This is a genomic window from Claveliimonas sp. (genome assembly GCF_037273965.1).
In the GTDB taxonomy this organism is placed as follows: Bacteria; Bacillota; Clostridia; order Lachnospirales; family Lachnospiraceae; genus Claveliimonas; species Claveliimonas bilis.
The window spans coordinates 1-25,623 of record NZ_JAYAZJ010000040.1 but is presented as its reverse complement, the minus strand read 5'-3'; the positions used below and the strand labels follow the sequence as shown (position 1 = coordinate 25,623).

General features: G+C 45.4%; 27 protein-coding genes, 1 tRNA gene and 2 pseudogenes. 24 read left to right on the top strand and 6 right to left on the bottom strand.

Going from position 1 to position 25,623, the window contains the following annotated elements:
* Positions 1–2: 2 nt before the first annotated feature.
* The 16 genes and pseudogenes from WJ238_RS02445 (at position 3) to WJ238_RS02370 (ending at position 14,637) form a co-directional block, all read left to right on the top strand.
* Positions 3–1,061 (top strand): V0D/AC39 family V-type ATPase subunit, encoded by a 1,059-nt coding sequence (locus WJ238_RS02445; RefSeq protein ID WP_230105137.1) that lies wholly within the window; start codon positions 3–5, stop codon positions 1,059–1,061.
* Positions 1,058–2,998, top strand: coding sequence for a V-type ATP synthase subunit I (locus WJ238_RS02440; protein ID WP_230105138.1), 1,941 nt, complete (start codon positions 1,058–1,060; stop codon positions 2,996–2,998). Before WJ238_RS02445 ends, WJ238_RS02440 begins: the two co-directional genes overlap by 4 nt.
* 18 nt (positions 2,999–3,016) lie before the next feature.
* Positions 3,017–3,451, top strand: coding sequence for an ATP synthase subunit C (locus WJ238_RS02435; RefSeq protein WP_256193023.1), 435 nt, complete (start codon positions 3,017–3,019; stop codon positions 3,449–3,451).
* A gap of 1 nt (position 3,452) precedes the next feature.
* Complete coding sequence (locus WJ238_RS02430; protein ID WP_230105140.1) at positions 3,453–3,761, top strand: V-type ATP synthase subunit F; 309 nt, start codon at positions 3,453–3,455, stop codon at positions 3,759–3,761.
* Positions 3,762–3,792: 31 nt separating this feature from the next.
* Positions 3,793–4,380, top strand: a complete 588-nt coding sequence (locus WJ238_RS02425; RefSeq protein WP_337606036.1) for a V-type ATP synthase subunit E — start codon at positions 3,793–3,795, stop codon at positions 4,378–4,380.
* A complete protein-coding gene (locus tag WJ238_RS02420; RefSeq protein ID WP_337606035.1) occupies positions 4,373–6,139 on the top strand; it encodes a V-type ATP synthase subunit A in 1,767 nt (588 codons plus the stop codon). Before WJ238_RS02425 ends, WJ238_RS02420 begins: the two co-directional genes overlap by 8 nt.
* A 15-nt stretch (positions 6,140–6,154) precedes the next feature.
* The gene (locus WJ238_RS02415; RefSeq protein ID WP_230105143.1) at positions 6,155–7,585 is read left to right on the top strand and encodes a V-type ATP synthase subunit B; all 1,431 of its coding nucleotides are present in this window, start codon (positions 6,155–6,157) and stop codon (positions 7,583–7,585) included.
* Between the two features lie 38 nt (positions 7,586–7,623).
* Positions 7,624–8,241 (top strand): V-type ATP synthase subunit D, encoded by a 618-nt coding sequence (locus WJ238_RS02410; RefSeq protein ID WP_230105144.1) that lies wholly within the window; start codon positions 7,624–7,626, stop codon positions 8,239–8,241.
* Between the two features lie 47 nt (positions 8,242–8,288).
* A pseudogene (locus WJ238_RS02405) lies at positions 8,289–8,400 on the top strand (type II toxin-antitoxin system prevent-host-death family antitoxin); the annotation flags it as partial.
* Positions 8,389–8,601, top strand: a pseudogene (locus WJ238_RS02400) (type II toxin-antitoxin system RelE/ParE family toxin); the annotation flags it as partial. The pseudogenes WJ238_RS02405 and WJ238_RS02400, both read left to right, overlap by 12 nt.
* A 475-nt stretch (positions 8,602–9,076) precedes the next feature.
* Complete coding sequence (locus tag WJ238_RS02395; RefSeq protein ID WP_316265615.1) at positions 9,077–9,604, top strand: RNA polymerase sigma factor; 528 nt, start codon at positions 9,077–9,079, stop codon at positions 9,602–9,604.
* The gene (locus WJ238_RS02390) at positions 9,597–10,412 is read left to right on the top strand and encodes a hypothetical protein (protein WP_337606034.1); all 816 of its coding nucleotides are present in this window, start codon (positions 9,597–9,599) and stop codon (positions 10,410–10,412) included. The genes WJ238_RS02395 and WJ238_RS02390 overlap by 8 nt, the downstream gene beginning before the upstream one ends.
* Positions 10,397–11,272 (top strand): ABC transporter ATP-binding protein, encoded by an 876-nt coding sequence (locus WJ238_RS02385; RefSeq protein WP_230105147.1) that lies wholly within the window; start codon positions 10,397–10,399, stop codon positions 11,270–11,272. Before WJ238_RS02390 ends, WJ238_RS02385 begins: the two co-directional genes overlap by 16 nt.
* Positions 11,273–12,544, top strand: coding sequence for a hypothetical protein (locus tag WJ238_RS02380; protein ID WP_337606033.1), 1,272 nt, complete (start codon positions 11,273–11,275; stop codon positions 12,542–12,544). It begins immediately after the preceding gene.
* Between the two features lie 137 nt (positions 12,545–12,681).
* The gene (locus tag WJ238_RS02375; RefSeq protein ID WP_337606032.1) at positions 12,682–13,530 is read left to right on the top strand and encodes a class II fructose-bisphosphate aldolase; all 849 of its coding nucleotides are present in this window, start codon (positions 12,682–12,684) and stop codon (positions 13,528–13,530) included.
* Between the two features lie 51 nt (positions 13,531–13,581).
* Positions 13,582–14,637 (top strand): carbohydrate kinase family protein, encoded by a 1,056-nt coding sequence (locus WJ238_RS02370; RefSeq protein WP_337606031.1) that lies wholly within the window; start codon positions 13,582–13,584, stop codon positions 14,635–14,637.
* A 437-nt stretch (positions 14,638–15,074) separates the two neighbouring features.
* Here WJ238_RS02370 and WJ238_RS02365 read toward each other — a convergent pair whose 3' ends face one another.
* On the bottom strand, positions 15,075–16,649 hold the full coding sequence (locus WJ238_RS02365) for a sensor histidine kinase (RefSeq protein WP_337606030.1): 1,575 nt from the start codon (positions 16,647–16,649) through the stop codon (positions 15,075–15,077).
* Positions 16,573–17,226, bottom strand: a complete 654-nt coding sequence (locus WJ238_RS02360) for a response regulator transcription factor (protein ID WP_337606028.1) — start codon at positions 17,224–17,226, stop codon at positions 16,573–16,575. Before WJ238_RS02360 ends, WJ238_RS02365 begins: the two co-directional genes overlap by 77 nt.
* 178 nt (positions 17,227–17,404) lie before the next feature.
* Between WJ238_RS02360 and WJ238_RS02355 the strand changes: the two genes are divergently transcribed.
* Both WJ238_RS02355 and WJ238_RS02350 read left to right on the top strand, forming a co-directional pair.
* Positions 17,405–17,893: a PH domain-containing protein gene (locus WJ238_RS02355; RefSeq protein WP_337606026.1), complete on the top strand. Its 489-nt coding sequence runs from the start codon at positions 17,405–17,407 to the stop codon at positions 17,891–17,893.
* Positions 17,880–19,376 carry a PH domain-containing protein gene (locus tag WJ238_RS02350; protein WP_230105154.1) on the top strand — a complete coding sequence of 499 codons (1,497 nt, stop codon included), beginning with the start codon at positions 17,880–17,882 and terminating at the stop codon, positions 19,374–19,376. Before WJ238_RS02355 ends, WJ238_RS02350 begins: the two co-directional genes overlap by 14 nt.
* A gap of 17 nt (positions 19,377–19,393) precedes the next feature.
* Here the strand turns inward: WJ238_RS02350 and WJ238_RS02345 are convergent, their stop codons facing one another.
* The 4 genes from WJ238_RS02345 to WJ238_RS02330 form a co-directional block, all read right to left on the bottom strand.
* The gene (locus WJ238_RS02345; protein ID WP_230105155.1) at positions 19,394–19,735 is read right to left on the bottom strand and encodes a phenylpyruvate tautomerase MIF-related protein; all 342 of its coding nucleotides are present in this window, start codon (positions 19,733–19,735) and stop codon (positions 19,394–19,396) included.
* A 47-nt stretch (positions 19,736–19,782) separates the two neighbouring features.
* On the bottom strand, positions 19,783–20,073 hold the full coding sequence (locus WJ238_RS02340) for an LPS biosynthesis protein (protein ID WP_230105156.1): 291 nt from the start codon (positions 20,071–20,073) through the stop codon (positions 19,783–19,785).
* A gap of 177 nt (positions 20,074–20,250) precedes the next feature.
* A complete protein-coding gene (locus tag WJ238_RS02335) occupies positions 20,251–20,565 on the bottom strand; it encodes an alpha-helical endospore appendage domain-containing protein (protein ID WP_230105157.1) in 315 nt (104 codons plus the stop codon).
* 322 nt (positions 20,566–20,887) lie between these two features.
* Positions 20,888–20,970, bottom strand: a tRNA-Leu gene (locus WJ238_RS02330).
* A gap of 257 nt (positions 20,971–21,227) precedes the next feature.
* Between WJ238_RS02330 and sdaAB the strand changes: the two genes are divergently transcribed.
* The 6 genes from sdaAB to WJ238_RS02300 form a co-directional block, all read left to right on the top strand.
* Positions 21,228–21,905, top strand: coding sequence for an L-serine ammonia-lyase, iron-sulfur-dependent subunit beta (gene sdaAB / locus WJ238_RS02325; protein ID WP_230105159.1), 678 nt, complete (start codon positions 21,228–21,230; stop codon positions 21,903–21,905).
* A gap of 16 nt (positions 21,906–21,921) precedes the next feature.
* Entirely contained in the window at positions 21,922–22,797 is an 876-nt protein-coding gene (gene sdaAA, locus WJ238_RS02320; protein ID WP_230105160.1) for an L-serine ammonia-lyase, iron-sulfur-dependent, subunit alpha, read from the top strand.
* A gap of 130 nt (positions 22,798–22,927) precedes the next feature.
* A complete protein-coding gene (locus WJ238_RS02315) occupies positions 22,928–23,656 on the top strand; it encodes a class I SAM-dependent methyltransferase (protein WP_256193042.1) in 729 nt (242 codons plus the stop codon).
* A gap of 134 nt (positions 23,657–23,790) precedes the next feature.
* A complete protein-coding gene (locus WJ238_RS02310; RefSeq protein ID WP_337606023.1) occupies positions 23,791–24,756 on the top strand; it encodes a beta-ketoacyl-ACP synthase III in 966 nt (321 codons plus the stop codon).
* Between the two features lie 83 nt (positions 24,757–24,839).
* Positions 24,840–25,064 carry an acyl carrier protein gene (acpP, locus tag WJ238_RS02305; protein WP_256193044.1) on the top strand — a complete coding sequence of 75 codons (225 nt, stop codon included), beginning with the start codon at positions 24,840–24,842 and terminating at the stop codon, positions 25,062–25,064.
* 90 nt (positions 25,065–25,154) lie between these two features.
* The coding region (locus WJ238_RS02300; RefSeq protein ID WP_337606022.1) for a nitronate monooxygenase at positions 25,155–25,623 on the top strand (469 nt) is incomplete at its 3' end.

Here is a 25,623-nt window from a genome sequence, read left to right as displayed (position 1 = left end):
TTATGGGAAATATACTTGCCTACAGTGGGATCGTTACGAAAATACGTGCAATGGAGGCAAAGCTGCTCAGTCCAAAGCAGTTTGAAGAGATCAGTGCAATGAAGAGTGTGCCGGAGGTTGCGGCATATTTGATGGAAAAATCCTCATATGGGGAGATACTGGACGGGATGCCTCCGGAAATGCTCCATCGCGGTAATATTGAGAAGCTGCTGCTGTTGTCGCTTTATAAGGATTACACGAAAATCTACCGTTTCGGCAGCCAGGATCAGAGACGTTTTCTCAGGCTTTATCTGAAGCGGTATGAAGTGGAGCTCATTAATTACTGTCTGAGGATTGTCATAAATCATTACAGTGAGCCTTTTGATCTGCAGTATAAAAAAATGTTTTTTGATAAATACTCGCAGATCAATATTGACAGCCTTATCCACGCAAGAACGACAGACGAGCTGGTGGAAAATCTGAAAGGAACGGAATATTACGAGCCTCTGAAAAGGCTGCAGAACGGCCGTGCCGTTACCTTGTTTGATTATGATCTGGCGCTGAATTTGTACTATTTTACCGCTATATGGAAAGAGCGGAAAGGAATATTAAAGAGAACTTTGAGTGAGAAGGAGCTGGAGATTTATATCAAAGACTGCGGAGCAAAGATCAATATGCTGAATATTCAGTGGATTTATCGGGCAAAGAAATATTTCAGTCTTTCTTCTGCAGACATATATGCACTTCTCATTCCTGTTCACTATAAGATCAGTACAGATCTGGTGAAAGAAATGGTAGAGGCTCCTTCGGTGGAAGAGTTTTACCGCGCTTTTGAAAAGACATCTTATGCAAGACATTATGACTTTGAAAAAGATCTGACAATAGAGAGAATGTATGCGGATTACCTGCATTATCTGTATGTGACAGACCGGAGGAGAAACCCTTATTCCATTGCTTCTGTCAATACGTATCTCTTTTTAAAGGAAGAGGAGCTGCAGAAGCTGACCACCGCAATAGAATGCGTACGCTATGGTGTTTCGCCTGAAGAGACGCTGGAGTATATAGGAGGGCGGAAAACATGATTGTTAAGATGAAATTTATCAATATATCAGGGCCGAGGGATGATATTGACCGGGTGATGGACCTGTATTTGTCCAGATATGAGATACAGCTGGAATCAGCGCTTTCCGAGCTGAAAACAGTGGATAACCTCCGCCCCTTTGTGGAGATCAATCCCTATAAAGATGCTCTTTTAAAGGCCACGCAGTTTGTCGGCTTTCTGGAAGATTCGGACAGGATAGAACCGGACACCAAGATGGGGCTGGATGATATTTTTGAATTGATCCGCGCTACCAATGAAGAATTTCTTGCTATGGAAGCAAAGAAGGATTCTCTGAAGAAAAAGCAGGAAGATGTGCAGTCCAGACAGAGAGTGATAGAACCTTTCCGCCCGATTGACGGGGAATTAGATAAGATTTTAAGTTATAAATATATCGCCTACCGTTTTGGAAAACTTCCTGCAGAGCAGTACCAGAAAATGGAAAAGTTTTTGATGAACGATCTGGGCGCTATTTTTGTCAAAGGGCAGCAGGATGAAAGTATGGTATACGGCGCTTACTTTGTTTCTCCGGCGGAAGCCCACAAAGTAGACGCAGTATTTCGGTCCCTGCATTTTGAGCGGATCGACATACCGGCAGCGTACAGGGGAACACCTGAGCGTGTCTGCCAGGAATTGACAAAAGAAAGCTTTGATATCCAGAAACAGATCGGCGATATTGAAAAGGAAGAAGCAAAGCTGCTCACAGAAAAGGCTGCAAAACTTGTGGGAGCAAAAAAACGCCTGGAGGAGCTGGCTCACAATTTTGATGTGCGCAAGATGGCAGCCAGGGTGGAAGATAAAAAAGAAGATTATTATATTTTGTGCGGCTGGATGGCGGATGACGACGTAGAAAAGTTCATGGAAGAGGCAAAGGATGACGATAAAGTGTTTATTGTAGTGGAAGATGACCACGATAATTATTTCGGGGAGCCTCCGACCAAACTGGAGAATCCAAAGATCTTCCGGCCCTTTGAAATGTTTGTGGGTATGTATGGCCTTCCGTCTCATGATGAGATGGATCCCACAGTGTTTGTAGGACTTACTTATTCCTTTATTTTCGGCGTTATGTTCGGTGATGTGGGACAGGGACTGCTCCTGGTGATCGTGGGAGCTTTGATCTATCATTTTAAAAGGCTTCCTCTGGCCGGGATCATAGCGACAGCCGGAATCTTTTCTACGATCTTTGGTTTTATGTTCGGCAGTGTCTTCGGCTTTGAAAATATCATAGATCCTCTGTGGATCAGGCCGATCGATCATATGACGACGCTGCCCTTTGTAGGTAAACTGAATACAGTCTTTATCGTATCGGTAGCTTTTGGTATGGGACTGATCATTGTAGCGATGATCCTGCATATTATAAATGCGGTCAGGGCTAAAGATACGGCATCCACCTGGTTTGACGCAAACGGAGTGGCCGGACTTGTGTTTTATGCATCGGTTGCGGCGGTGATCGTCCTGTTTATGACAGGACATAATACTCCGGCGGGAATTGTACTTGGGGTAATGTTCGGTGTGCCTCTGCTTCTGATCCTTTTCAAGGAGCCATTGACAAATAAGATCAAGAAGAAAACGGCTAAAATGGAAGAGAGCAAGGCGATGTTCATTGTGGAAGGTTTTTTTGAGCTGTTTGAAACATTGTTAAGTTACTTTTCAAACACTCTTTCCTTTGTCCGTATCGGAGCATTTGCCGTAAGTCACGCAGCCATGATGGAAGTTGTCCTGATGCTTGCGGGCGCAGAAGAGGGAAGTCCCAACTGGGTAGTCATTGTCCTCGGCAACCTGTTTGTATGTCTGATGGAAGGGTTGGTTGTCGGCATTCAGGTACTCCGTCTGGAATATTATGAAATGTTCAGCCGTTTTTACAAAGGAAGCGGACGGGCGTTTGATCCATATACAAAGACGAAAAACAATAAAAAGTAGAGAAGGAGGAGAGCGAATATGACTCTTGCAGCCAGACTGATTCTTATTGCAGCTTTGATTTTAAGTATTATCATTCCTTTCGGATATTATCTGATCGGGGAAAAGAACAAGGGACGGTATAAACGGGCTCTTGGAGTGAATGTATTTTTCTTTTTCGGAGCGTTTGTGATCGGAGGCATTATGATGTTTTCCGGAATGGACGCACAGGCGGCACAGGCAGCGGGAGAAGCTGCCTCTATGGCGACAGGACTTGGCTATATCGCTGCTGCTCTGGTTACCGGTTTATCCTGTATCGGCGGCGGTATCGCTGTGGCAAGCGCAGCAAGTGCGGCGCTTGGAGCAATCAGTGAAGATTCCAGCGTTCTTGGTAAATCACTGATCTTTGTAGGACTTGCAGAAGGTGTCTGCCTTTACGGGCTGATCATCTCCTTCATGATCCTGGGACAGCTGTAGCATGAAAATGTATTTAATCAGTGATAATGTAGATACCTATACAGGAATGCGCCTTGCAGGCGTTGATGGGGTTGTAGTTCATGAAAGAGAAGAACTCTATCATGCGCTCCAGAATGTTCTGCAGGACAAAACAGTAGGCATTGTTCTTCTGACGGAGAAATTCGGCAGAGAATTTCCGGATATCATTGATGAGTTCCGGCTGGAGAGAAAGATGCCTCTTCTGATCGAGATTCCTGACAGGCACGGAACCGGCCGCAGTAAAGACTTTATCACTTCTTATATTACAGAAGCAATCGGACTGAAATTATAAGACAGTAATCAAAAATAAGGAGGGATTCCTCTTGACATTAGAAGAAAAGATCGCACACATCCGAAGTGTATCCATGGAAGAAGCCAGGACAGAAGGAAATTCCATTATCAGCTCCTATAAAGAAGCATTGGAGAAGGTGTTTGAAGATCATAAAAGAGAGGCACAGCACCAGGCTCAGACCCGGATCAAAGCAGAGACGACCAATGCCAGACTGCAGAGAAACCAGGCTATGGCAAAGGCGCAGCTGGATCTGAAGCGGGAGCAGAGCAAAGTGCAGCAGGAGCTGAAGGACAAAATTTTTGATGAGGTGCATCAGCTTATCGCAGCATACAGAAAAACACCGGAATACGACCGTTTTCTTGCGGATTGCATTAAGAACGCACTGGATTTTGCCGGGCGGGAAGAAATGACAATTTATATTGATCCTTCCGATCAGGAGAAAAAGTCTGCTTTGGAAAAGAAAACAGGAGTGCTTCTTACGATCAGTGCGGAAGATTTTATAGGCGGGGTGCGCTCTGTCATCCGCAGCAGAAATATTCTGATCGATCATTCTTTTAAGACAGCTCTTCAGAATGAATATGATCAGTTCATGCTTCAGGGAGGTGAGGGACTTGGCTAATACCGGGAAAATTTACGGGATCAATGGTCCTGTCATCTATTTGAAGGGAAATACAGGATTCTGTATGTCGGAGATGGTATATGTCGGTGAAGAACATCTGGTAGGAGAAGTTATTGCCCTTGATAAAGACAGGACAACGATACAGGTTTATGAAGAAACATCCGGTCTTAGACCGGGGGAAGAAGTCATCGCATCGGGCGGACCTGTCTCAGTAACATTGGCTCCCGGCATACTGAATAATATTTTCGATGGAATCGAACGCCCTCTGGAGAAGATATCCGAGAGCGGCGGAGCATTTATCACCAAGGGAGTTTCCGTAGATTCCCTGGATAAGACAAAAAAATGGAGTACCCATATCACAGTAAAAGAAGGAGAATATCTTCACGGAGGCGATATCTTTGCAGAAGTACCGGAAACCCGGGCTATTGTCCATAAATGTATGATCCCGCCTGATGTGGAAGGTACTGTCGTATCAGTTGCAGAAGATGGAGACTACACCATAGAGGAAACGTTGATCGTGGTGGAGGGAAATAACGGGAAAAGAACTGAGGTCGCCATGGCACAGAAATGGCCGATCCGGACTGCCCGCCCTGTAAGCCAGCGGTTTTCCGCATCGGTTCCTCTTGTGACAGGACAGAGGATCATTGACACCATGTTTCCCATTGCAAAGGGAGGAACGGCAGCAATCCCAGGGGGATTCGGAACAGGAAAGACAATGACGCAGCACCAGATCGCAAAGTGGTCGGATGCGGACATTATCATTTATATCGGATGCGGAGAACGTGGAAATGAAATGACCCAGGTTCTGGAAGAATTTGCTGATCTGACAGATCCAAGAACGGGGAACCCTTTGATGGACCGGACCACACTTATCGCCAACACATCCAATATGCCTGTGGCTGCCAGAGAAGCCAGTATTTATACAGGACTTACGCTGGCAGAGTATTATCGGGACATGGGATATGACGTGGCGATCATGGCGGACTCTACATCCCGGTGGGCAGAGGCATTAAGGGAGCTGTCCGGACGTTTGGAGGAAATGCCGGCGGAAGAAGGTTTCCCTGCTTATCTTGCCTCAAGGCTTTCGGCGTTTTATGAAAGGGCAGGTATGATGCATAATCTGAATGGAACAGACGGCTCTGTCTCTATTATCGGGGCAGTGTCCCCACAGGGAGGAGATTTCTCGGAGCCTGTCACCCAGAATACGAAGCGGTTCGTGCGGTGTTTCTGGGGATTGGATAAGAGTCTTGCCTACTCCCGACATTTCCCGGCGATTCACTGGCTTAGCAGTTACAGTGAATATCTGGGAGATCTGGCGCCCTGGTACCAGGATAACGTATCGCCGAAATTTGTCGATTACAGAAACCGCCTGATGGCGCTTCTCAATCAGGAGAGCAGTCTTCTGGAAATTGTCAAGCTGATCGGAAGCGATGTGCTTCCTGATGATCAGAAGCTGATCCTGGAGATCGCCAGAGTGATCCGTCTGGGATTCCTGCAGCAGAACGCTTTCCATAAGGATGACACCTGCGTTTCTATGGAAAAGCAGTTTTTAATGATGGATACCATACTTTATCTCTATAAACAGGCGAGAGCATTGGTGACAATGGGGCATCCCATGTCTGTTTTGAAAGCGGAAAATATTTTTGAGCGTGTCATTTCCATTAAATATGATGTTCCGAATGACCGGCTGGAAATGTTTGCACAGTACCATCGTGACATTGACGCGTTTTATCAGCGCGTACTGGAAAAGAATGCGTAAAGGGGGAAATAGATCATGCCAATAGAATATCTTGGACTTAGCAATATCAATGGCCCTCTGATCGCCATGGAAGGGATACAGGATGCCTTTTATGATGAGATTGTGGAATTTGTTGTAAATGGTACGGAAAGAAGAATCGGACGTATCATTGAGCTGTATGAAGATAAAGCCGTTATTCAGGTATTTGAAGGGTCGGAAGGTATGTCCCTTAAGAATACCCATACCCGGCTGACCGGACATCCTATGGAGATCGCGCTTTCCAAAGATATGCTGGGACGGACGTTCAATGGGATCGGCCAGCCTATTGATGATCTGGGGCCCATCGTCTCCAGATTAAAGAGGGATGTCAACGGCCTTCCGCTGAATCCGGTCAAGAGGGAATATCCGAGAAACTACATCCGGACAGGGATTTCCGCCATTGACGGACTTACCACGCTGATCCGCGGGCAGAAGCTGCCTATCTTTTCGGGGAACGGACTTCCCCACGACCAGCTGGCGGCACAGATCGTAAAGCAGGCGTCCCTCGGAGAGGATTCCAATGAGGAATTTGCCATTGTATTTGCAGCCATGGGCGTGAAGCATGATGTGGCGGATTTTTTCCGAAGGACATTTGAGGAGAGCGGGGCGGCAGACCATGTTGCCATGTTCCTGAATCTGGCAAATGACCCGGTGGTGGAGCGTCTGATCACACCTAAGGTGGCGCTGACAGTTGCCGAATACCTGGCGTTTGAGCAGAATATGCATATCCTTGTTATATTGACGGATATGACATCCTTTGCAGAGGCCATGCGTGAAGTTTCTTCCTCAAAAGGAGAGATTCCCAGCCGAAAAGGATTTCCCGGCTATCTGTACAGTGAGCTGGCGGCCATTTATGAGCGTGCGGGCATTGTCCGCGGCGTAAACGGTTCCGTGACACAGATTCCCATCCTGACTATGCCGAACGATGATATCACTCATCCGATCCCGGATCTGACCGGATATATTACAGAGGGGCAGATCGTTCTGGACCGCAATCTGAACGGACAGTCTATCTATCCGCCTATCAGTGTCCTTCCATCTCTTTCCCGTCTGATGAAGGACGGCATCGGCGAGGGTTATACAAGGGAAGATCATCAGGATCTTGCCAATCAGCTCTTTTCCGCCTATGCAAAAGTAGGAGATGCAAGGAACCTTGCTTCTGTTATCGGGGAAGATGAACTGTCACCTATTGACAAGGAATATCTTGCTTTCGGAAAAGAATTTGAAGAAAAATATATCGGACAGGGTGCGGAGGAGAACCGTACCATTGAAGAGACATTGAATCTGGGCTGGGAGCTTTTGGGAAGGCTTCCGAAAGAAGAACTGGACCGTGTGGATACAAAGATACTGGATAAATATTATCATCCCACAAAACGGGACGAGGGCGTTACTACAAGCGCAAGTCCGGGTTCCATTGCCAATCAGTAGAGCAATCTTATAAGTATTCATAAGAAGGGAGGGACGTTATGGATCCGCGTACATTTCCGACCAAGGGAAATCTGATGCTGGCGAAAAACTCGCTGGCCCTTGCCAGGCAGGGATATGAGCTGATGGATAAGAAGAGAAATATTCTGATCCGCGAGCTGATGGAACTGATTGACGAGGCCAGGAGCATCCAGGAAGAGATTGACAGCACCTTTACCTATGCGTATCAGTGCCTGCAAAGAGCCAATATTGAGAACGGGATCAGCACGATCTCTCAGATTGCCTATACGGTTCCTATTGAGGATTCCGTAGTGATCCAGACGAGAAGTATCATGGGGACAGAGATACCTCATGTGAAATACACACCCTCCGCTGCCGTTCCCACTTATGCATTCAGCACGACAAAGGAGTCGGTAGATCAGGCGGTGGAGGCCTTCCGTAAGGTAAAAGATCTGACCGTCAAGCTGTCTATGGTGGAGAACGCAGCCTACCGGCTGGCAGCCAATATCAAGAAAACACAAAAGAGGGCGAACGCTCTTCAGAATATCACAATTCCTATGTATACAAATCTTGTGTATACTATTACCAATGCACTGGAAGAAAAAGAACGGGAAGAATTTACCCGTCTGAAGGTCATTAAGAGACGAAAGCAGGGGTAAATAGGGAGAGAGATTTCTTTATCAGGGATGGATTTTTTGAAAAATCCATCCCTGATTTGAGAAATTATAATGAAGTTAAAAAAATGCAGGACAGGAGAGCCAGTATTTCTGACAAAAAATGGAAGAGGACGTTTTGTAGTACTAGACATAGAGGATTATATCGCTGAAGATAATCCGGAATACGCTGCAAAGACGATAAGAGAAATTTATGCTAAATTTGAGAACATTCAAGTATTCCCCGCAATGGGGACAGATCTCTCTAAAAAGGTCAGCTTTCAAACAGACTACAAATATACTGTTTGGAAGAACTATGTGATTATTTATAAGGTGGTAGAAGAGTATGTGGAAATCTACCGAATTTATTTTTTAGATTTCCGTTCCCGTATCCATATTTCTATGACATATATCAATATCTGTAAACCGCAAAAGAAAGAAAATCCTGCAAGATGTGGATTCTCTGGATATTCAAGATAAATAGTTCTAAGAGTTAAATAACCGATGCAGAAAATTAAGATTATATTATCTGCTATTTTACGTAGGTTCATTTTTTCCCCAACCTTTCACATTGATATATTGTTTCCGGTTCTGTCTTAAACGTAAAACTAATTTGATATCGTCTCCAGTCTTCACTTAAAAGTTTATCTAAAGTATATCATACAACTGGCATAATGTCTTCAGATTATCTATATCAGGAATATTCCAGTCATTTTCACAATCTGGCGTAATCAGCCGTTTACAAATCCGAAAGAATTTCTTTCCCCCTTAATCATTTTCCTCCATTCGATCCGTTGTATATTATATAGAGACTCTATTACCTCAAAGCAAAGGGAAAACTATGACGCGCGAAGATGAAATTTTTGAACAACTGAAAAGTGGAAACCGCGATGCAGTGGAAGAACTGGTACAGCTTTATTATGGAGAAATCCTTGTCTACTGCAGATATCATGTCCCTGATCCGGGGATGGCGGAGGACGCTGTGCAGGAAACATTTCTGAAAGTGTTCCGCTATCTGGACCGTTACAGACATAAGGGAAAGTTCCGCGCCTTTTTATATCAGGTGGCAGCCAATACCTGTGTGGATCTGTGCAGAAAAGCAAGAGACAACACTCTCTTGCCCGAAATCCCCTGCTGGGACAAAGGGTTGGATGAGGAAGAGGAGAAAGAAGATTTCCTGCTTCTATTGAGCTGCCTGCCGGACGACCTTAGGGAAATTGTATTTTTAAGGTTTTCCCAGGAACTGAAACTTAGGGAAATCGGACAGGTTTTAAACCTTCCGCTCCGAACGGTTCAGTCAAGACTTAGAAAAGCGTTAAAACTGCTGGAAAAAGAAATGGAAGAAAGAAGGTGGAATATGAATGAATAGACGTATGGTGAAAAATGTAATAAAACAGGAATTTCAAAAAGAGAAAGAAAAATCTGTACCGTGCAGTGCTCACGTTTACCAGACAGCCAGGCGGGCGGCAGATATGTGGGAAATAAGACGCTCCTTTGGTCCCGATGCAGGATTTTTAAGGCTCCTTGCCAGTCAGGTGCGGTGTATGGGAAAGCTCAGCCTGGGACTGCAGCTTCTTATTTTTATTTTTGTGCTTATTGTAGTAACAGCTCTGACAGAAGAGGGGCCTCGGGGGCTGGTATATCTCCAGAACAAAGGAGTACTGATCTTATGTGTCTCAGCAGTTGCGGCGGCGTGGAGCAGCGTTCCTGCCTTTGCCAGATCTTTTCGCCATAATATGGCGGAGCTGGAAGAGTCTTCTTATTTTTCACTGTCCCGCCTGATGATGGCAAGAATTGTTGTGTGTATGGGGAGTGCCGGGATTATGGCGGCGTCTATTGGAGGATTCGTTTTTGTCAGAAATATCGTTTGTTTTAATGAGCTGGCAGCTTATCTCATCCTGCCATTTCTGCTCTCTGTTGCCTGTGTTTTCTATTTCATGCTTCAGAAAAGGGAACACCTTGTATGGGGAAGTACCATATCGCTGATTCTTGTGGCAGGAGCGTTTCTTATATGGCGCAAAGTCTGGGGATATGACGGAAGCGGCAGCCTGTCGGCGGTTATATGGGTGCTGTGCGCTCTTTCGCTTTTGGCCTGCCTTCTTGAGATCTGGAAATTAAAGAAAACTCAATTTTATTTTGAACAGGAAGGGGAAGAGATGGAATGGAACTTTGTATAAAAGATCTGACGAAAGAATTTAAAGATAAAAGGGCAGTGGATCGCGTGAACTGGACGCTGACTCCGGGCATATGGGGGCTTCTTGGAGCAAACGGAGCCGGAAAGACAACCCTTATGCGCATGGTGGCAGGTCTGATAAAGCCTTCGTCGGGAACGGTGGAATACGACAATGTTTCTATTGATGTACTGGGAGGAAGCTACCGCAGTATTTTCGGTTATCTGCCCCAGGAATTTGGCTTTTATCCGGAATTTCATGTGCAGGATTATCTGGATTATATGGCGGCGTTAAAAGGGATCAGCAGGAAAACAGCCGCAAAACGGATAGAAGGTCTGCTGCAGACATTTTCCCTGGCAGATGTAAGGAAAAAGAAGATCCGCCAGCTGTCCGGAGGAATGAAGAGGAGGGTAGGGATCGCACAGGCTCTTTTAAACGATCCGGAAGTGTTGATCCTGGATGAGCCGACCAGCGGACTTGATCCGGGAGAGCGGATCAAATTACGCAATCTTCTGTCTGAATTTGCCACAGACCGCATTGTGCTGATATCTACTCACATTGTTCCGGACATTGAGTATATTGCGGCGAGTACGGCGATTATGAAAGAAGGAAAAATTGTGGCGGCCGGAACGCCAAAAGAACTTCTTAAGCAGGTGGAGCATAAAGTGTGGTCAGCCTGTATTCCGGAATATGATCTTCATAAGTATGAAAAAAATCTGCGTATTGTAAATATCCGGGGGGAAGAAGAAAATATGGTTTCTATCCGTTACCTGGCAAAGAAGCCTGTGATAGAAGGAACAAAAGAATGTGCTCCAAAGCTGGAGGACTTGTATTTGTGGCTCTTCCCGGAAGAGGAGGTGGAATAGATGCGTATTTTTACAGCAGAGCTGAAACGATTTTTAAAGACAAGCTCCGTACAGATCACGCTGCTTTTGGGTCTGCTTTTTGCGGTGGCGCTGGCGTATTTTCCGATCTCATTTGAAAGCTATACTTATACGGATGAAGACGGGCAGGAAGTGACGGTTGAAGGACTGGAAGCCATCCGAATGCAAAGAGAAAATCAGGGGCAGTTCCACGGAGAGATCACCGAAGAAAAGCTTGCAGAATCCATCGACCGGTGGCATTCATTTGAAAACCAGTATGAGGGAGGGCTTCCTGACGGGATTTATGACGACCGGGTGAGTGGGAGCGATTATTTCCAGGATGTCTATCCCTATGAGTGGATCTTGACGAGAATGTCGGAAGCCTATGCAGAACCGGAGACAGGAATGGCTCTTTCCAGAGAAGAATTGACAGAGGAACATGCAGATGGATTTTATCAGCAGATAGACCAGCATTTGTCCAATCTTCTCTATCTGGAAAACGGTACCGGAAAGAAAGTGGATGCGGCGGTAAGTCAGGCGAAAACACTCTATGAACAGATAGACCGGCCGTTTTATTATGAGTCGGGTATTTCCTCCAATGCGGTGGATTATACAGTGCTTATTGTGTTTTTACTTGTCATACTGGGGACGATCCTGGTAGCACCTGCATTTTCCAGTGATTATCAGACCCAGGCGGAGCAGATCATAAAATGTACCAGACACGGGCGAAGGAAACTTGCAGTAAACAGAATACTGGCAGCCCTTTTGATCGTGACAGTAGAATATTTTCTCTGCACTGGTATTTTCCTTTTGATCATGGACACGGCATTTGGATGGGAGAGTCTGAAGACTTCTGTGCAGGCGCTTCTGTCTGTGGCTGTCTTTCTGCCCGTGAATATATGGGAGCTGCAGATTCTGATCATTTTGGGAGGATATATCAGCCTTCTGGCAACCATATGCTTTACTCTGTTTTTATCCGGGAGAATGAAAAAAATATTTTCTTCATCCATCCTGGCTCTGGTGTTTCTTTTCCTTCCGCTTTTGCTCTATATCATGGCAAATGGAAATGTGGGAAACTGGCTGCGCTGTCTTCTTCCTTCCTCCGGAGTGGGACTTAATAACAGCCTGACCTATGCGCTCCTGGACACAAAATTTGTCTTTGCCGGCGATATGGCGGTATGGATTCCCTTTGTTATGGTGGGAGCGGCCGCAGTGGAAACGGTGGTATTTTTCCTCTTTGTTGTGCGTGACTGGTGCGGGAAGAGCAAAGGGTAAAAAAGAGCAGGAAACCCGGAAGAAAATCCGGAATATGTTTTGACTTTCCCCTGTCTTTCCGCTACACTGGAAGAAGTAGATTTGTAAATTGGATTTATGAATCAATATAACAAAAGTGGAAATAAGGAGGAAATGGTATGCTTGTCACATTACGGGAGGTTTTAAAGGATGCGAAGGAAAAAAAGTACGGTGTGGGACTCTTTAATACAGTGAATCTGGAAATGACAAAAGGGGTGATACAGGCTGCGGAGGAGCTGCGCTCACCGGTTATTATCGGAACGGCAGAGGTACTTCTTCCTTATGCGGAACTGGAAGAGCTGGCGTATTTTATGGTTCCCATGGCGAAGAAAGCTTCTGTTCCGGTCGTGCTGCATTTCGACCACGGAGTAACCGAGCAGAGGATTATGGAGGCGCTGAAGCTGGGGTATACCTCTGTCATGTATGACTGTTCTACAGATACCTATGAGAATAATGTAAAACGTGTGGCGGATATGGTGAAAACAGCAGGAACCTTTGGTGCATCAGTAGAAGCAGAATTGGGGCATGTAGGAGCCAATGAGGGAAATCTGGGAAAAACAGATGCAGAGGATGACAGCATTTATACCCGGCCGGAGCAGGCAAAGGATTTTGCCAAGCGGACAAATGTGGATGCGCTGGCAGTGGCTATTGGAACGGCTCACGGAGCGTATAAGGAAAAGCCCAGACTCGATATCGGAAGGCTTGCGGAAATATCCCGTACAATAGAAACTCCTTTAGTGCTGCACGGGGGAAGCGGACTTTCCGATGACGATTTCAGAAACTGTGTGGCAAACGGAATTACGAAGATTAATATTTTCACGGATATCAACTGTATCGCCGCAAAGGCTGCTTATGAAAATTACAGGGAAGGACTGGGGCAGACGAATATACAGAATCAGGTGATCGAGGCAGTGAAGCAGGAGACCATGAAGAAAATGAAGGTGTTCGGAAGCGTGAACAGAGCTTAGATAAAAGCATATGCGTCTGTTTGGAAAACGTAAGGGAAAGGAGCAAAGGATATGGCAAAGATCATTGTTGCGGGACATGTCTGTCTGGATATCACTCCGGTGTTTTCGGCAGAAAAAGTCCTGCCGCTTCAAAAGATCATGGTTCCGGGCAAGCTGACACAGATGAAGGATATTACCCTAAGTACAGGCGGTGTTGTGGCAAACACCGGACTGGCTTTAAAGTTTTTGGGCGCTGATGTAGAGCTGATGGGAAAAATCGGAAAAGATGAGCTGGGACAGATCGTGTACAGCCGTTTTCAGAAGTATAATGCGGAGAAGGGACTTATTGTATCAAAGGACAGCAGTACGTCTTATACAATAGCCATCGCGCCTCCGGGAACAGATCGGATTTTTCTGCATAATCCGGGAGCGAATGATACCTTTTCGCTGGAGGATCTGGATTTTGGAAAAATTGCTGAGGCAGACCTTTTCCATTTTGGGTATCCTCCTCTTATGAAGCGTACCTATGCAGAGGATGGACGAGAATTGATCGAGATGTTCCGGCGGATAAAAGAGACGGGAACGATTACATCTCTTGATATGGCGTTTGTAGATGAGGACAGCGAGGCGGGAAAAGCCGACTGGGAGAAGATCCTTCGGAACGTGCTGCCCTATGTGGACTATTTTGTTCCGAGTGTGGAAGAACTCTACGCCATGGTCGATAAGAAGAGATACGAGGAATGGCAGAAGAGAGCCGGCAGTCAGGATATTACCACTGTGCTGGATATTGAAAAAGACGTTGCTCCCCTGGCGGAGAAAGTCCTGGAAATGGGAACCGGAAATCTGCTGATCAAATGCGGAGCTGCCGGGCTGTACTTTCAGAATGGCAAGATCAGGATTTTTGAGAGAAGTTATAAGCCGGAAATCGTTCGTTCCGGAACAGGGGCTGGAGATACATGTATTGCGGCGTTTTTAAAAGCGGTTATGGACGGGCGCTCCATAGAGACCTGCCTTCATCTGGCGGCGGCGGAAGGGGCAAGCTGTGTGGAAGCCTACGATGCACTGGGAGGTTTAAGAACTCTGGAAGAACTGGAGAAGAAAATAGAAGCCGGATGGGCGAAGCAGTAAAGGGGCAGGTTTTACCTGCTCCCTTTTACTTGAGAAGGATTTGCCGGATCTTTCTCATATCCATTTCCGGCAGAACAAATGTGGCAGCGGGCGCTGCTTCTTTTGGTGAAATATTGGAATGTACATAAAGTTCCTCCAATTTCTGTTTATGTATATTATACAGGATATGAAAAAGAAGGGTTATAGAATTTGTCTATAAATATATGTGGAAAAACAATTGGCATTTGTCAGAGAATGTTACTATACTTGATAGTAGGAGAAAGAAGAATGGAAGGAGGATAGTTTTATCGCTTGCGCTTGAAAAAGTGAATGGTTAGAAAGTGCCGGCTGATTCACATATTTTTAATTGTTTTCGTTTTTTGTTTTGGTGTTTTTTATGAGAATTAAAAGCTGCTGTCTGGGAGATCGGGATCCAGACAGCAGCTTTTCTATACATGTTATATTTTTTCGGAAGAGACTCCCAGCAGATCGAAGCAGAGAGATGTTTTGAATTGATCTCCGTCTATATGGACGGTCAGCTCGCCTCCCATATTTTTAACGAAGCTTTCGGCTATGGCAAGTCCCAGGCCGTGTCCTTCTGTATTTCTGGACTTGTCCCCCCGTGAAAATCGTTCCATGATCTCTTCAGGAGTAAAAGCCATCTCATAAGAGGCGGTGTTTTTGATCGTTACGATCACTTTCTGTTCTTTTTTTTCAGCAGAAACGAAAATGCGGGTTCCTTTCATGGAATATTTCAGAGCGTTGTCCAGGAGATTCTGCAGTACGCGGTACAGCTTTTTCCCATCTCCGATAAATTTCAGAGGCGTTTCGGCGATATTTTCCCGGATGACCATGCCGCTTTTCTGAATGGCGTCTTCCATATCTCCAAGAGTTTGTTCCAGGAGTTTTTTCATATCCAGCTCTTCCAGTTCAAATTCCGCTGTGCCGCTTGTGGATTTTGACAGATCAAAAATGTCCTGAATCATCCGTTTCAGATGCTCCTGTTTGTCGGCCAGAATTTCCACATAGTCCCTCGCCTCGTCGCTTAGCGGCTCTGTTTTTAAAAGTTCCACATAGCCGATCATGGATGTGAGAGGCGTTTTGAGATCATGGGATACATTGGTGATCAGTTCTATTTTCATCCGCTCAGATTTCATTTGCTTTTCCAGAATGGATTTCAGGTTGGAACGGATTGCCAGAAGAGATTGTGACGCCGGATAAAGTTCTGAATTTTCCGGAAAGGAAACAGAAGTATTCAGATCTCCTTTCGCCATTTCATTGATCTGCTGGATCAGACGTCCCAGGTCTTTGTAAATGCGGTTGTGGATCAGTCCTTTGGCGGCGGCAACCAATATAATAGCGGATCCTGCTATGATGAACAGAAAGTACACAGAACCGACCGCATCAAAAGCCACCCAGATACAGCATCCGACTCCCGCGAGGATGAAGAGAAACGGCCACAGATTTTTCCTTGCAAGGCGTTTCTCCAGAGGGGTAGCTTCCCGCCATTTTTCTGCCATCCCATATAATAGTGAAGTTTGTTTTACACTGCCAAGAAGGAAGCGCCGCATCACAAGCAGACATTCGCCAAGGAACAAAAGTGCCAGCGGAAGAAAAAAGAGAACAGATACAATGGGCACAGCGCCTGTACCAATGAAAAAGTAACCAAACAGCAGGCTGTCTCTCATACAGATATATAGCGAGTGAAGCCAGAGGAAGCCGGTGAAGCCGGTAAAAGCCGCCAGCAGTTCCAGATGGATATGATCCAGAGACAACGGCTTTATATTTTTCCAGGAGGAAGGACGGTAAAAGAGAAAAACAAGGTAGATAAGCACAGCAATACCTGCCAGCCCGCCAAGGAGCAGACGAAACATGTGTCCCATAGAATTGTAGAAATAATAGGCGTTCCATAAGTAAGAGAGACTCATCCCGGCGATTCCGGCCAGGATGCAGCCGCTAAGCAGCCACGCAAAGAATACGATTTTTTTCCCGGATTCTGCGAATATGTACCATGACTGTTTTTTCCCCGGCATAGGCGTCTTCCTTCCATACACGGCTGTAAATCTGTTCAGCGGAAAAGACATAGCCGGGATGCTCCATTAAAAGCTCCAGGATTTTAAATTCTGTGGCAGTCAGTTTTACCAAAGCGCCGTCCACAGTTACCTGTTTTGTATTGCGGTCAAGGAGCAGACTGCCGTTTTTCAGTGTGTCGCCATCATTTTGCGAAAGAGCTGATCCAAGAGAAAAATACCGCCTAAGCTGTGAGCGGATCCTCGCCATAAGTTCTGCCGTATTATATGGTTTTGTTACATAGTCATCCGCACCCATGGACAGGCCGATCACTTTGTCGCTTTCCTCTGTTCGGGCCGACAGCATAATGACCGGAATGTTGTTCTTTTCCCGTATTTTCATGAGAGCGGACAGACCGTTAAGCTGAGGCATCATGACATCCAGGATGATAAGATGAATGGTCTCAGACAAAAGAAGATCCAGGGCTTCTTTGCCGTCATAAGCTTTTTTGACCCCATAGCCCTCCCGCTCAAGAAGTTTCCCAAGAGAGCGAACGATCTCCCGGTCGTCGTCAACGACTAAAATGCAGTACTGTTCCATAATAAATCCTCCTGTGTGCCAAATGGTTCTCCTGAACACTGAAGTTAGTATAGCAGAAAGGAGCAAGAAATTTTATTCATATTTTTTACAATTTTCTTAAGATTACAAAATGAAAAAGATATTAATTGACTTAATTGTATTATTGAGATAGTATAAAAGTACATAAGGAGGAGGGAAAATGAAATACAAAAAATTATCGAAAAATGCGCTTTACTGTATGTACACGGCGGGTATCCTTACAGCCGTTGTCGTAATAGCGATTCTGGGAGCAGTAAATTATTTCTGGATTTTTCCAAAAGATATTGAGATCGGGAAATGGATTTCATTGGCGCTCCTGATTCTGATCGGTATCGACGCTCTGATCAGTCCTGTTTTCCGTTATCACAGATATCGCTATAGCATTAATGAAGAATGTATTGACATTCAGGAAGGGTATCTGTTTGTAAAGAGGCATATTGTACCGATTGAAAGGCTGCATAAACTGGAAACCGCAAAAGGGCCGATCGATCAGATTTTTAAAGTGGCAAAGGTAGTAGTGACGACTGCCGGCGGAGATGTGACGATTTCTTTTCTGGATGAAAAGAAGGCAGAGCAGATTGCAGAGAGCCTGCGCAGAAGGATCAATGAGATTGTAGTGGAGCAGAGAAGGGAAAATGGAGAAGAATAAGAAGATCAGAAATCATATTTCAATCGTGGCAGAACAGATCGGTGGCGGATTTGCGGCGCTGGCCGCAGTTGCGTTCGGAATCCTGATCCAGAATGCAGATGAGCTGATGGAGGTTGATTTTTCCTTTGCAGAAGCCGGACGAGGTCTGATGATCGTAGGAGGAATCCTTCTGCTTTTTATTGCGGCGGCGGTAAAGCAAATATGGACATGGTCAAAGACATGGATCTATATAGACGGACAGACGATCGTGATCGAGAGAAATACGGTGAATCAGAAGGTAAATACCATCGGTATAAAAAATATTTCCAATATTAATACAGAGCAGAATTTATTTGAGATGATCATGGGAACCTGCAAAATTAAGATCGATACAAGCAGTCTGTCTACGGCGGATCAGACGGATGTGAAGATCGTTTTGAAAAAGGCGGATGCAGAGGCGTTTCGCCGTACAGTTGCGGCCCTCCTTAAGGAAGCAAAAGGGGAGGCGGCTGAAGAAGGACTTTCTGCTGTCGATGATCACGGCAGGCAAACGTTTGATGTGACAGCTTCCACTGCAGATATACTGCGGCATGGGTTCTGCTCAATTACAGTACTCTCTCTTGTAGTTGTAGTTGTGGGGGTGGGCGGACTGATAGAAGTTTTGTCACGCCTTACAGAAGAAGGAGAAGTTCTGAAGACTGCCATAAGCAGTATTGTAGGAATCCTTGCAGCATTTTCTTTTATTTTGTCTGCCATATGGGACATAGTAAAAGATTTCATCCGTTACTTTGATTTTGGCGTTAAAAGAAGAAAAGACGAACTCTATATCCGGTATGGAGTCCTGAAGAAGGTGGAATACACCATTCCTGTTGATAAAATACAGGCATTGAAAATCCGCCAGACATTGATCGCACGGGCAATGGGAATGTGTATGGCAGAATTGATCAATGTAGGTATGGGGGATGATAAGTCGGAAAAAAACTCCTTCTTTATCCTTTATGGTAAGAAAAAAGATGTAGAAGAGAAACTAGAAAAACTGTTGCCGGAATTTGCAGGCGTGGTCGATGCAAAGGTGACAAGGCAGCCCGCGCTTGCCCTGGCCGTCAGAGCAATTCCTCTTGTCATATACGAGGCAGTATTGATATTGACAGCGATGGGAGTGGTTGCATTTCTGGAAGAATACCGGATGATCGTAGTGGCAGTTGCCGTATTTGCCGGAATTTTTGTTCCTGTTTTGGTTCTTATGGATTATCTGACAGCGGGAATTGCTGTGGATGAGCGGGTTTTGAGAACTGCCGATGGATTTTTCGGAAAGACTCTGGTTGCGGTAAGATATGACAAGATTCAATATGTGGAGCTAAAACAGAATCTTCCTGCCAGACTCTGCGGCATTCAGAAAGGATCCTTCTCCCTTCTTGCCGCAGTGAGTATGCGGGAACATGATATTCCTTATTTCCGCATGAATCTGGAGGAAAAGATAAAAGAAAAAATTCTTGGCCGGTAATAGATGGTAAGTGGAAATCAGAAGTTTTTCCCATTCCATCCCCAGTCCGGTGTGGGGAAATAAGATACATAGATGCGTTCACCCGGAAGTCCAAGCTCCTTCTCATAGAGGGAGCAGATCTTTTCTGTCATCTGTGAAAATGCAGCAGAATCGGCATGACCGCACAATTTTACTTCGATGTAGGCGGCGGCTGTCCAGTTTTTGCGGAAATAGATGTCAGCTTTTTCTTCAAATCCGGTCATCAGCCAGTTTTCGGATTTTCCAAGACAGTCCTTTGCAATCTGTGCGAGGCCGTCAGAGAGAGTTTCCTTTTTGGAAACATCCAGTGGTAAAGTTGTTTTCGTATTTATAAATGGCATATGGGTTCCTCCTTGTCTGAAAAAATAAAGATGATCCGGGCAGTTTGTTACGGGCAGAAAGTATGCTCCGTCAATTCTGACAGAACTTTCAGTTTATTATTTATCATGGCTCTCATACAGTTCGGTACATGTTCCTGGTGCGCTCTGTGGATTGCCACGCATTCTTTACAGTTTCCATGGTATTTACAGGCTTTTTGACAGGGACAGTGATCCTTGTCCTTATATTCTTCGCGAAACTTAGCGGCAAATTCTTCCTGGAGCCGAAGTCCTTCTTTACGGTTGCCCTTGTGAAATTCTTCCATTGCAGCCAGTTCTTTTGGATTTTTTTCAATGATCATTTTGTACCTCCTGAAAACTTCTTTCTACGAAAGGGAATACAACAATAGCATTCTCTGCCTCGCATACATGCCGGTACTCCCTGACCATGATAACATCCGGAAGGGTGTAAAAGCAAGAGACAGACTCCCGGATTTTCCGGAAGTCTGTCTCTTGTTCTTTAAAAAGGAGGGGCTGTATTAAGCTGCCGGAGCAGGTTCCTCTTTATCATCATGAGGTTTTTCACAGTCGGCCAAAATCGGTTTTATGAAATCTAATTTTGACTTTAAGATTGTCTCAAGAGTAGTGATTTTATCGACCATATCTTCAACGGATTTGTTAATGGCGATCAGATCTTTTAAATCGCAGCTGATGGAAACGGCTTTCTGAAGTTTTTCTCCCTCCGCATTCAGAATGTGGGAAATAGCAGTTTCTTCCAGCGCAATGGACTGGATAAGAGAAGAGGCGGCACAGCATTTGTCGATGTGCTCGCATTCAATTTTTGGCATACTCATAATGAAGTTCTCCTTTATATTTATAAGTCCCTATATTGTATGCAAAGAGGAAACCGTTGGTGAATGGCTGTTCATTTAGGAAAAATTAAGGAATTTTTTTCTATTAAATAAAACGCTCTGCGGGATGTGCAATCGTGCGAAGTGTAAATTTGCTGCTAAAGCGACCGTGCCCGGCGTGAGAGTTCCGCTTGCGGAATCCCTTAGTTCAAAACAAAGGACAGCAAAAAGGTAATCAAAGGTAATCAAATCTTACCGGCGTAAAAATAATAAAAAAAGAACGGAAACCCTTGAAAAATAAAGGATTTCCGCTCTTCACAAACCATGCGGAGAAAGGGACTTGAACCCTCACAGGATTGCTCCCACTAGAACCTGAATCTAGCGCGTCTGCCATTCCGCCATCTCCGCTCGACAAGAAGTATCATATCACATAACGAAGAGATTTGCAAATGTTTTTTTGAAAAAATTAAAAAATATTTATGAGGTTTCTAAAGTCGCTATATGGTATAATAAATTTAACTTAGCTTATGAGACATAAAAGCAACTACAGACGGAGGAAGCACGGGCCTCCCATCTGTCATGCCGGTCGGAGGGTGGCAGATTCCCGTGACGTGGCCCGGTGGGGCGGGCAGTAAATACTGTAGAGTAGAAAGGAAAGGTAAAAAATGGCAAGTATTTTCGACATTCTTGGTCCGGTAATGGTAGGACCATCCAGCTCCCATACTGCGGGGGCAGTCAGAATTGGGCTGATAGGAAGACAGCTTCTTGGGAAACAGCCGAAAAAGGCATTGATCTATCTGCACGGTTCTTTTGCAGCGACGGGAGAGGGACATGGTACAGACCGAGCCATTGTAGCAGGACTCCTGGGGATGAAGCCTGACGATATGCGCATTCCAAATAGTTTTGAAATTGCGAAAGAATGGGGGATGGATTTTACCATTCAGAAAAAGGAGATCAGGGGAGCTCATCCAAACACAGTTCAGATGACTTTGGAAGCAGATGGAGTAGACAGTCTGAAGATACAGGCATGTTCCATTGGCGGCGGAAGAATTAAAGTCAGCAAGCTGGATGACATTGAGGTGAATTTTAACGCGGAGAGCAATACTCTGATCGTACATAATGTAGATCAGCCGGGACATGTGGCTCAGGTGGCGAATATCCTGAGTCAGAAGGAGATCAACATTGCAACCATGCAGCTCTTCAGAGATAAGAGGGGCGGCTATGCCGTTATGGTGATCGAGACGGATCAGATTATTCCGGATCAGGCAATTTCCTGGCTGGAAAATCTGGAGGGCATTATTAAAGTAACATTTCTGAATGTGAGCGGAACAGCAGAGGAATAGGAGGGCCAGAAAGAATATGTCATATCAGTCAATAGATGAAATAAGAAAAAGATGTGAAGCGGAAGGAATCGAGTTCTGGAAGGCCGTACAATTGGAAGACTGCAATGAGAGAGGGGCTTCGACGGAAGATTCCTGGGATGAGATGACACGCATGTGGCGCATTATGTGTGAAAACGTGGACGCTTATGAGCCGGATCTTGTATCCAGAAGCGGCCTGGTTGGAAAAGAAGGCGGCCAGATGGAGGAATATCAGAAAAAGGGAGATACTCTTTGCGGAGATTTTATTGCGAAAGTCATGACAGTAGCCTTGAAAATGGGATGCAACAATGCATGTATGAAGAGAATCATTGCGGCGCCCACAGCCGGGGCGTGCGGTGTTCTTCCGGCGGTTCTGATCCCTTATTTCAAAGAAAATGAAGTGCCGGAGGAAACGATGGTGGAGGCAATGTATGTAGCGGCCGGCGTAGGTCAGGTCATTGCAAACCGTGCATTTCTGGCAGGTGCAGCAGGAGGATGTCAGGCGGAGATCGGATCCGGTTCTGCCATGGCGGCAGCAGCCATATGTCATGTAAAGGGAGCCGATATTATGCAGATGGAACATGCAGCAGCAATGGCGCTGAAAAATCTGATGGGACTTGTCTGTGACCCGGTGGCCGGGCTGGTCGAGGTTCCCTGTGTGAAGAGAAATGTAGGCGGAGCTGTAAACGCGCTGACAGCAGCGGACATGGCTCTGGCTGGAATTGAAAGCCAGATTCCGGTAGATCAGGTAATCGATGCCATGAGGGAAGTTGGAGAAAAGATGGATGTCACTTTGCGCGAGACAGGCGCAGGAGGAGTGGCTGCCAGCCTGAAGGGCATGGAAGTTGCGGAGAAGATGACAGCGGAAATATAATTTCATTATTGTATGTAAAAGAGAAGAAGCGCTGGCGGCTGTCAGCGCTTCCTGTATGCTTGCGGACATGTTTGTTTTACTGATATCTTGATCTTGGGTTATTGAAAGACCGTCAGAAATGAGGTGTGTGATGAAAAATATATATGATGATGAAGGGTTTTTCCAGGCTTACGCGCAGATGGAAAGAAGTGAAAAAGGGCTGCAGGGAGCTGGAGAGTGGCATCAGTTTTGCAGATTTTTTCCGGAAATGAAAGGGAAAAAAGTTCTGGATCTCGGATGCGGGTATGGATGGCATTGTGCCTATGCAGTTCGGAAAGGCGCGGCGGAAGTAAGGGGGATAGATTCCAGCCGGCGGATGATCGAGGAGGCGCAGAAGAGGAACAGCGACAACAGGATACAGTATCAGGTATGCGGGGCAGAAGACTATTCTTATCCGGCAAATGAATACGATATCGTTTTGTCGAATCTTGTCCTGCACTATATTCAGGATTTAAATGGGATTTATCAGAAGGTATACCATACGCTGAAACCAGGGGGCAAATTTCTCTTTAATATAGAACATCCGGTATTTACCGGAAGTGTAGGTCAGGAATGGATCCGAGATGACAAGGGGAATGCATTGTATTGGCCGGTGGATGACTATTTTTATCCGGGAGAGAGAAAAACGAATTTTCTGGGAAAGGATGTCATCAAACAGCATCATACATTGACACAGATCCTGGGAGGTCTCCTTGAGAATGGTTTTGTGATCGAGGCGTTGGAGGAAGCCATGCCGGATCCGGCAATGATAGATATCCCGGGGATGAAAGATGAAATGAGGAGGCCGATGATGCTTTTAGTCGGTGCAGCCAAATTATAAAAGAAAGAGATGGGACAAAATTAATTCAGGTACTTGACAAGAGAGTATATGCTGCTATATACTTTGAAAGTCAAAATATTCATAATTAAAAATATTTGAGTAACAGAAGAATTGAGGAAACGAGGAAACAAAAAATGACTGGAGTAATATGCGGCACAGGGTCATATATACCTGTACATACAATGGATAATAACGATATTGCACAGCTCGTTGAGACAAATGATGAATGGATCCGCGAGAGGACAGGAGTCGTGAAGCGCCATATCATCCAGGAAGAAACAACCGTTTCCATGGCAGCCGACGCTGCGAGAAAAGCGTTGGAAAATGGAAATGTTTCTGCCGAAGAAGTGGATCTGATACTGGTGTCTACTATTTCTTCCAATGTAATCCTGCCATGCGCGGCCTGCGAAGTGCAAAAAGCGATCGGCGCGGTAAATGCGACCTGCTTTGATCTAAGTGCGGCATGTACCGGGTTTGTTTTTGCCTACAATACTGCAATTGCCTATCTGGCCAGCGGCATGTACCGAACCGTATTGATCATTGGAAGTGAAAGTTTATCCAATCTTACAAACTGGAAGGACCGAGGCACCTGTATCCTGTTTGGAGACGGTGCGGGAGCTGCAATTGTAAAGGCGGCAGAGGGAAAGCTTTACAGAGCGGTCACTCATTCCGATGGTTTTAAGGGAGAGGCGCTGACCTGTACCAGCAGACATAACAGAAACTGGGAAGAGATTCCGCTGGAAGAGACTTATATGCAGATGGACGGACAGGCTGTATTTAAGTTTGCCGTCAAAAGAGTGCCGGAAGCTGTCAAAGAGGTTTTGGAAAAAAATAATATGACAGCAGAAGAGATTGATTATTTTATCCTTCACCAGGCAAATAAAAGGATCGTGGAAGCGGTAGCCAAAAGACTGGATGTGTCCATTGACAAATTTCCTATGAATCTTCAGGAATATGGAAATACTTCTTCCGCCAGCATTCCGATCCTTCTGGATGAAATGAGCCGGGACGGAAGACTGAAGAAAGGTCAGAAGATCATCCTGGCAGGATTCGGAGCGGGACTTTCCTGGGGGGCAACTATCCTGGAATGGAATAAATAACAGAATGAAGCAAGAGAACACCACTGTTTTACAGCAGTGATGTAATAAAAGAAATGAAAGAGTAGAAGAAAAGGAGAACAAAAATGTTAGAAAAAATTAAAGAAATGATCGCTGACTCATTGGGAGTGGACGCTGGAACAATTACAGAGGAATCATCCTTCAAAGATGATCTGGGAGCAGATTCTCTGGACCTGTTTGAACTGGTTATGGCTCTGGAAGAAGAGTATGATGTAGAGATTCCGACAGAAGATCTGGAAAGCATCGCAACAGTAGGCGACGTTGTAAAATATATCGAATCCCATCAATAAGAATCAGTGCCTGTGAAGGCGCCGTTGATTTTGAGTAAGAAAACAAAAAGAGAAATAAAAACAGAGAAAGAAGAAAAAGAGGTTGTCAATATGAAAACAGAAGTAACCGAATTGCTTGGAATAGAATATCCGATTATTCAGGGAGGAATGGCCTGGGTTGCAGAGTATCACTTGGCAGCCGGCGTATCAAATGCCGGTGGGCTTGGGCTTATTGGAGCTGCAAGTGCTCCGGCGGACTGGGTACGCGAACAGATCCGGGAGGCAAGGAAACTGACTGATAAGCCTTTTGGAGTAAATATCATGCTTATGAGTCCTCATGCGGATGACGTGGCAAAAGTTATTGTGGAAGAAGGCGTGAAAGTTGTTACAACAGGAGCCGGAAGTCCGGAAAAATACATGAAGATGTGGAAGGAAGCGGGAGTAAAGGTTATACCGGTTGTTGCTTCCGTTGCACTGGCAAAACGTATGGAGCGCTGCGGAGCTGATGCTCTTGTGGCAGAAGGTACGGAAGCCGGAGGACACATTGGTGAAAATACGACGATGGTACTGGTACCGCAGG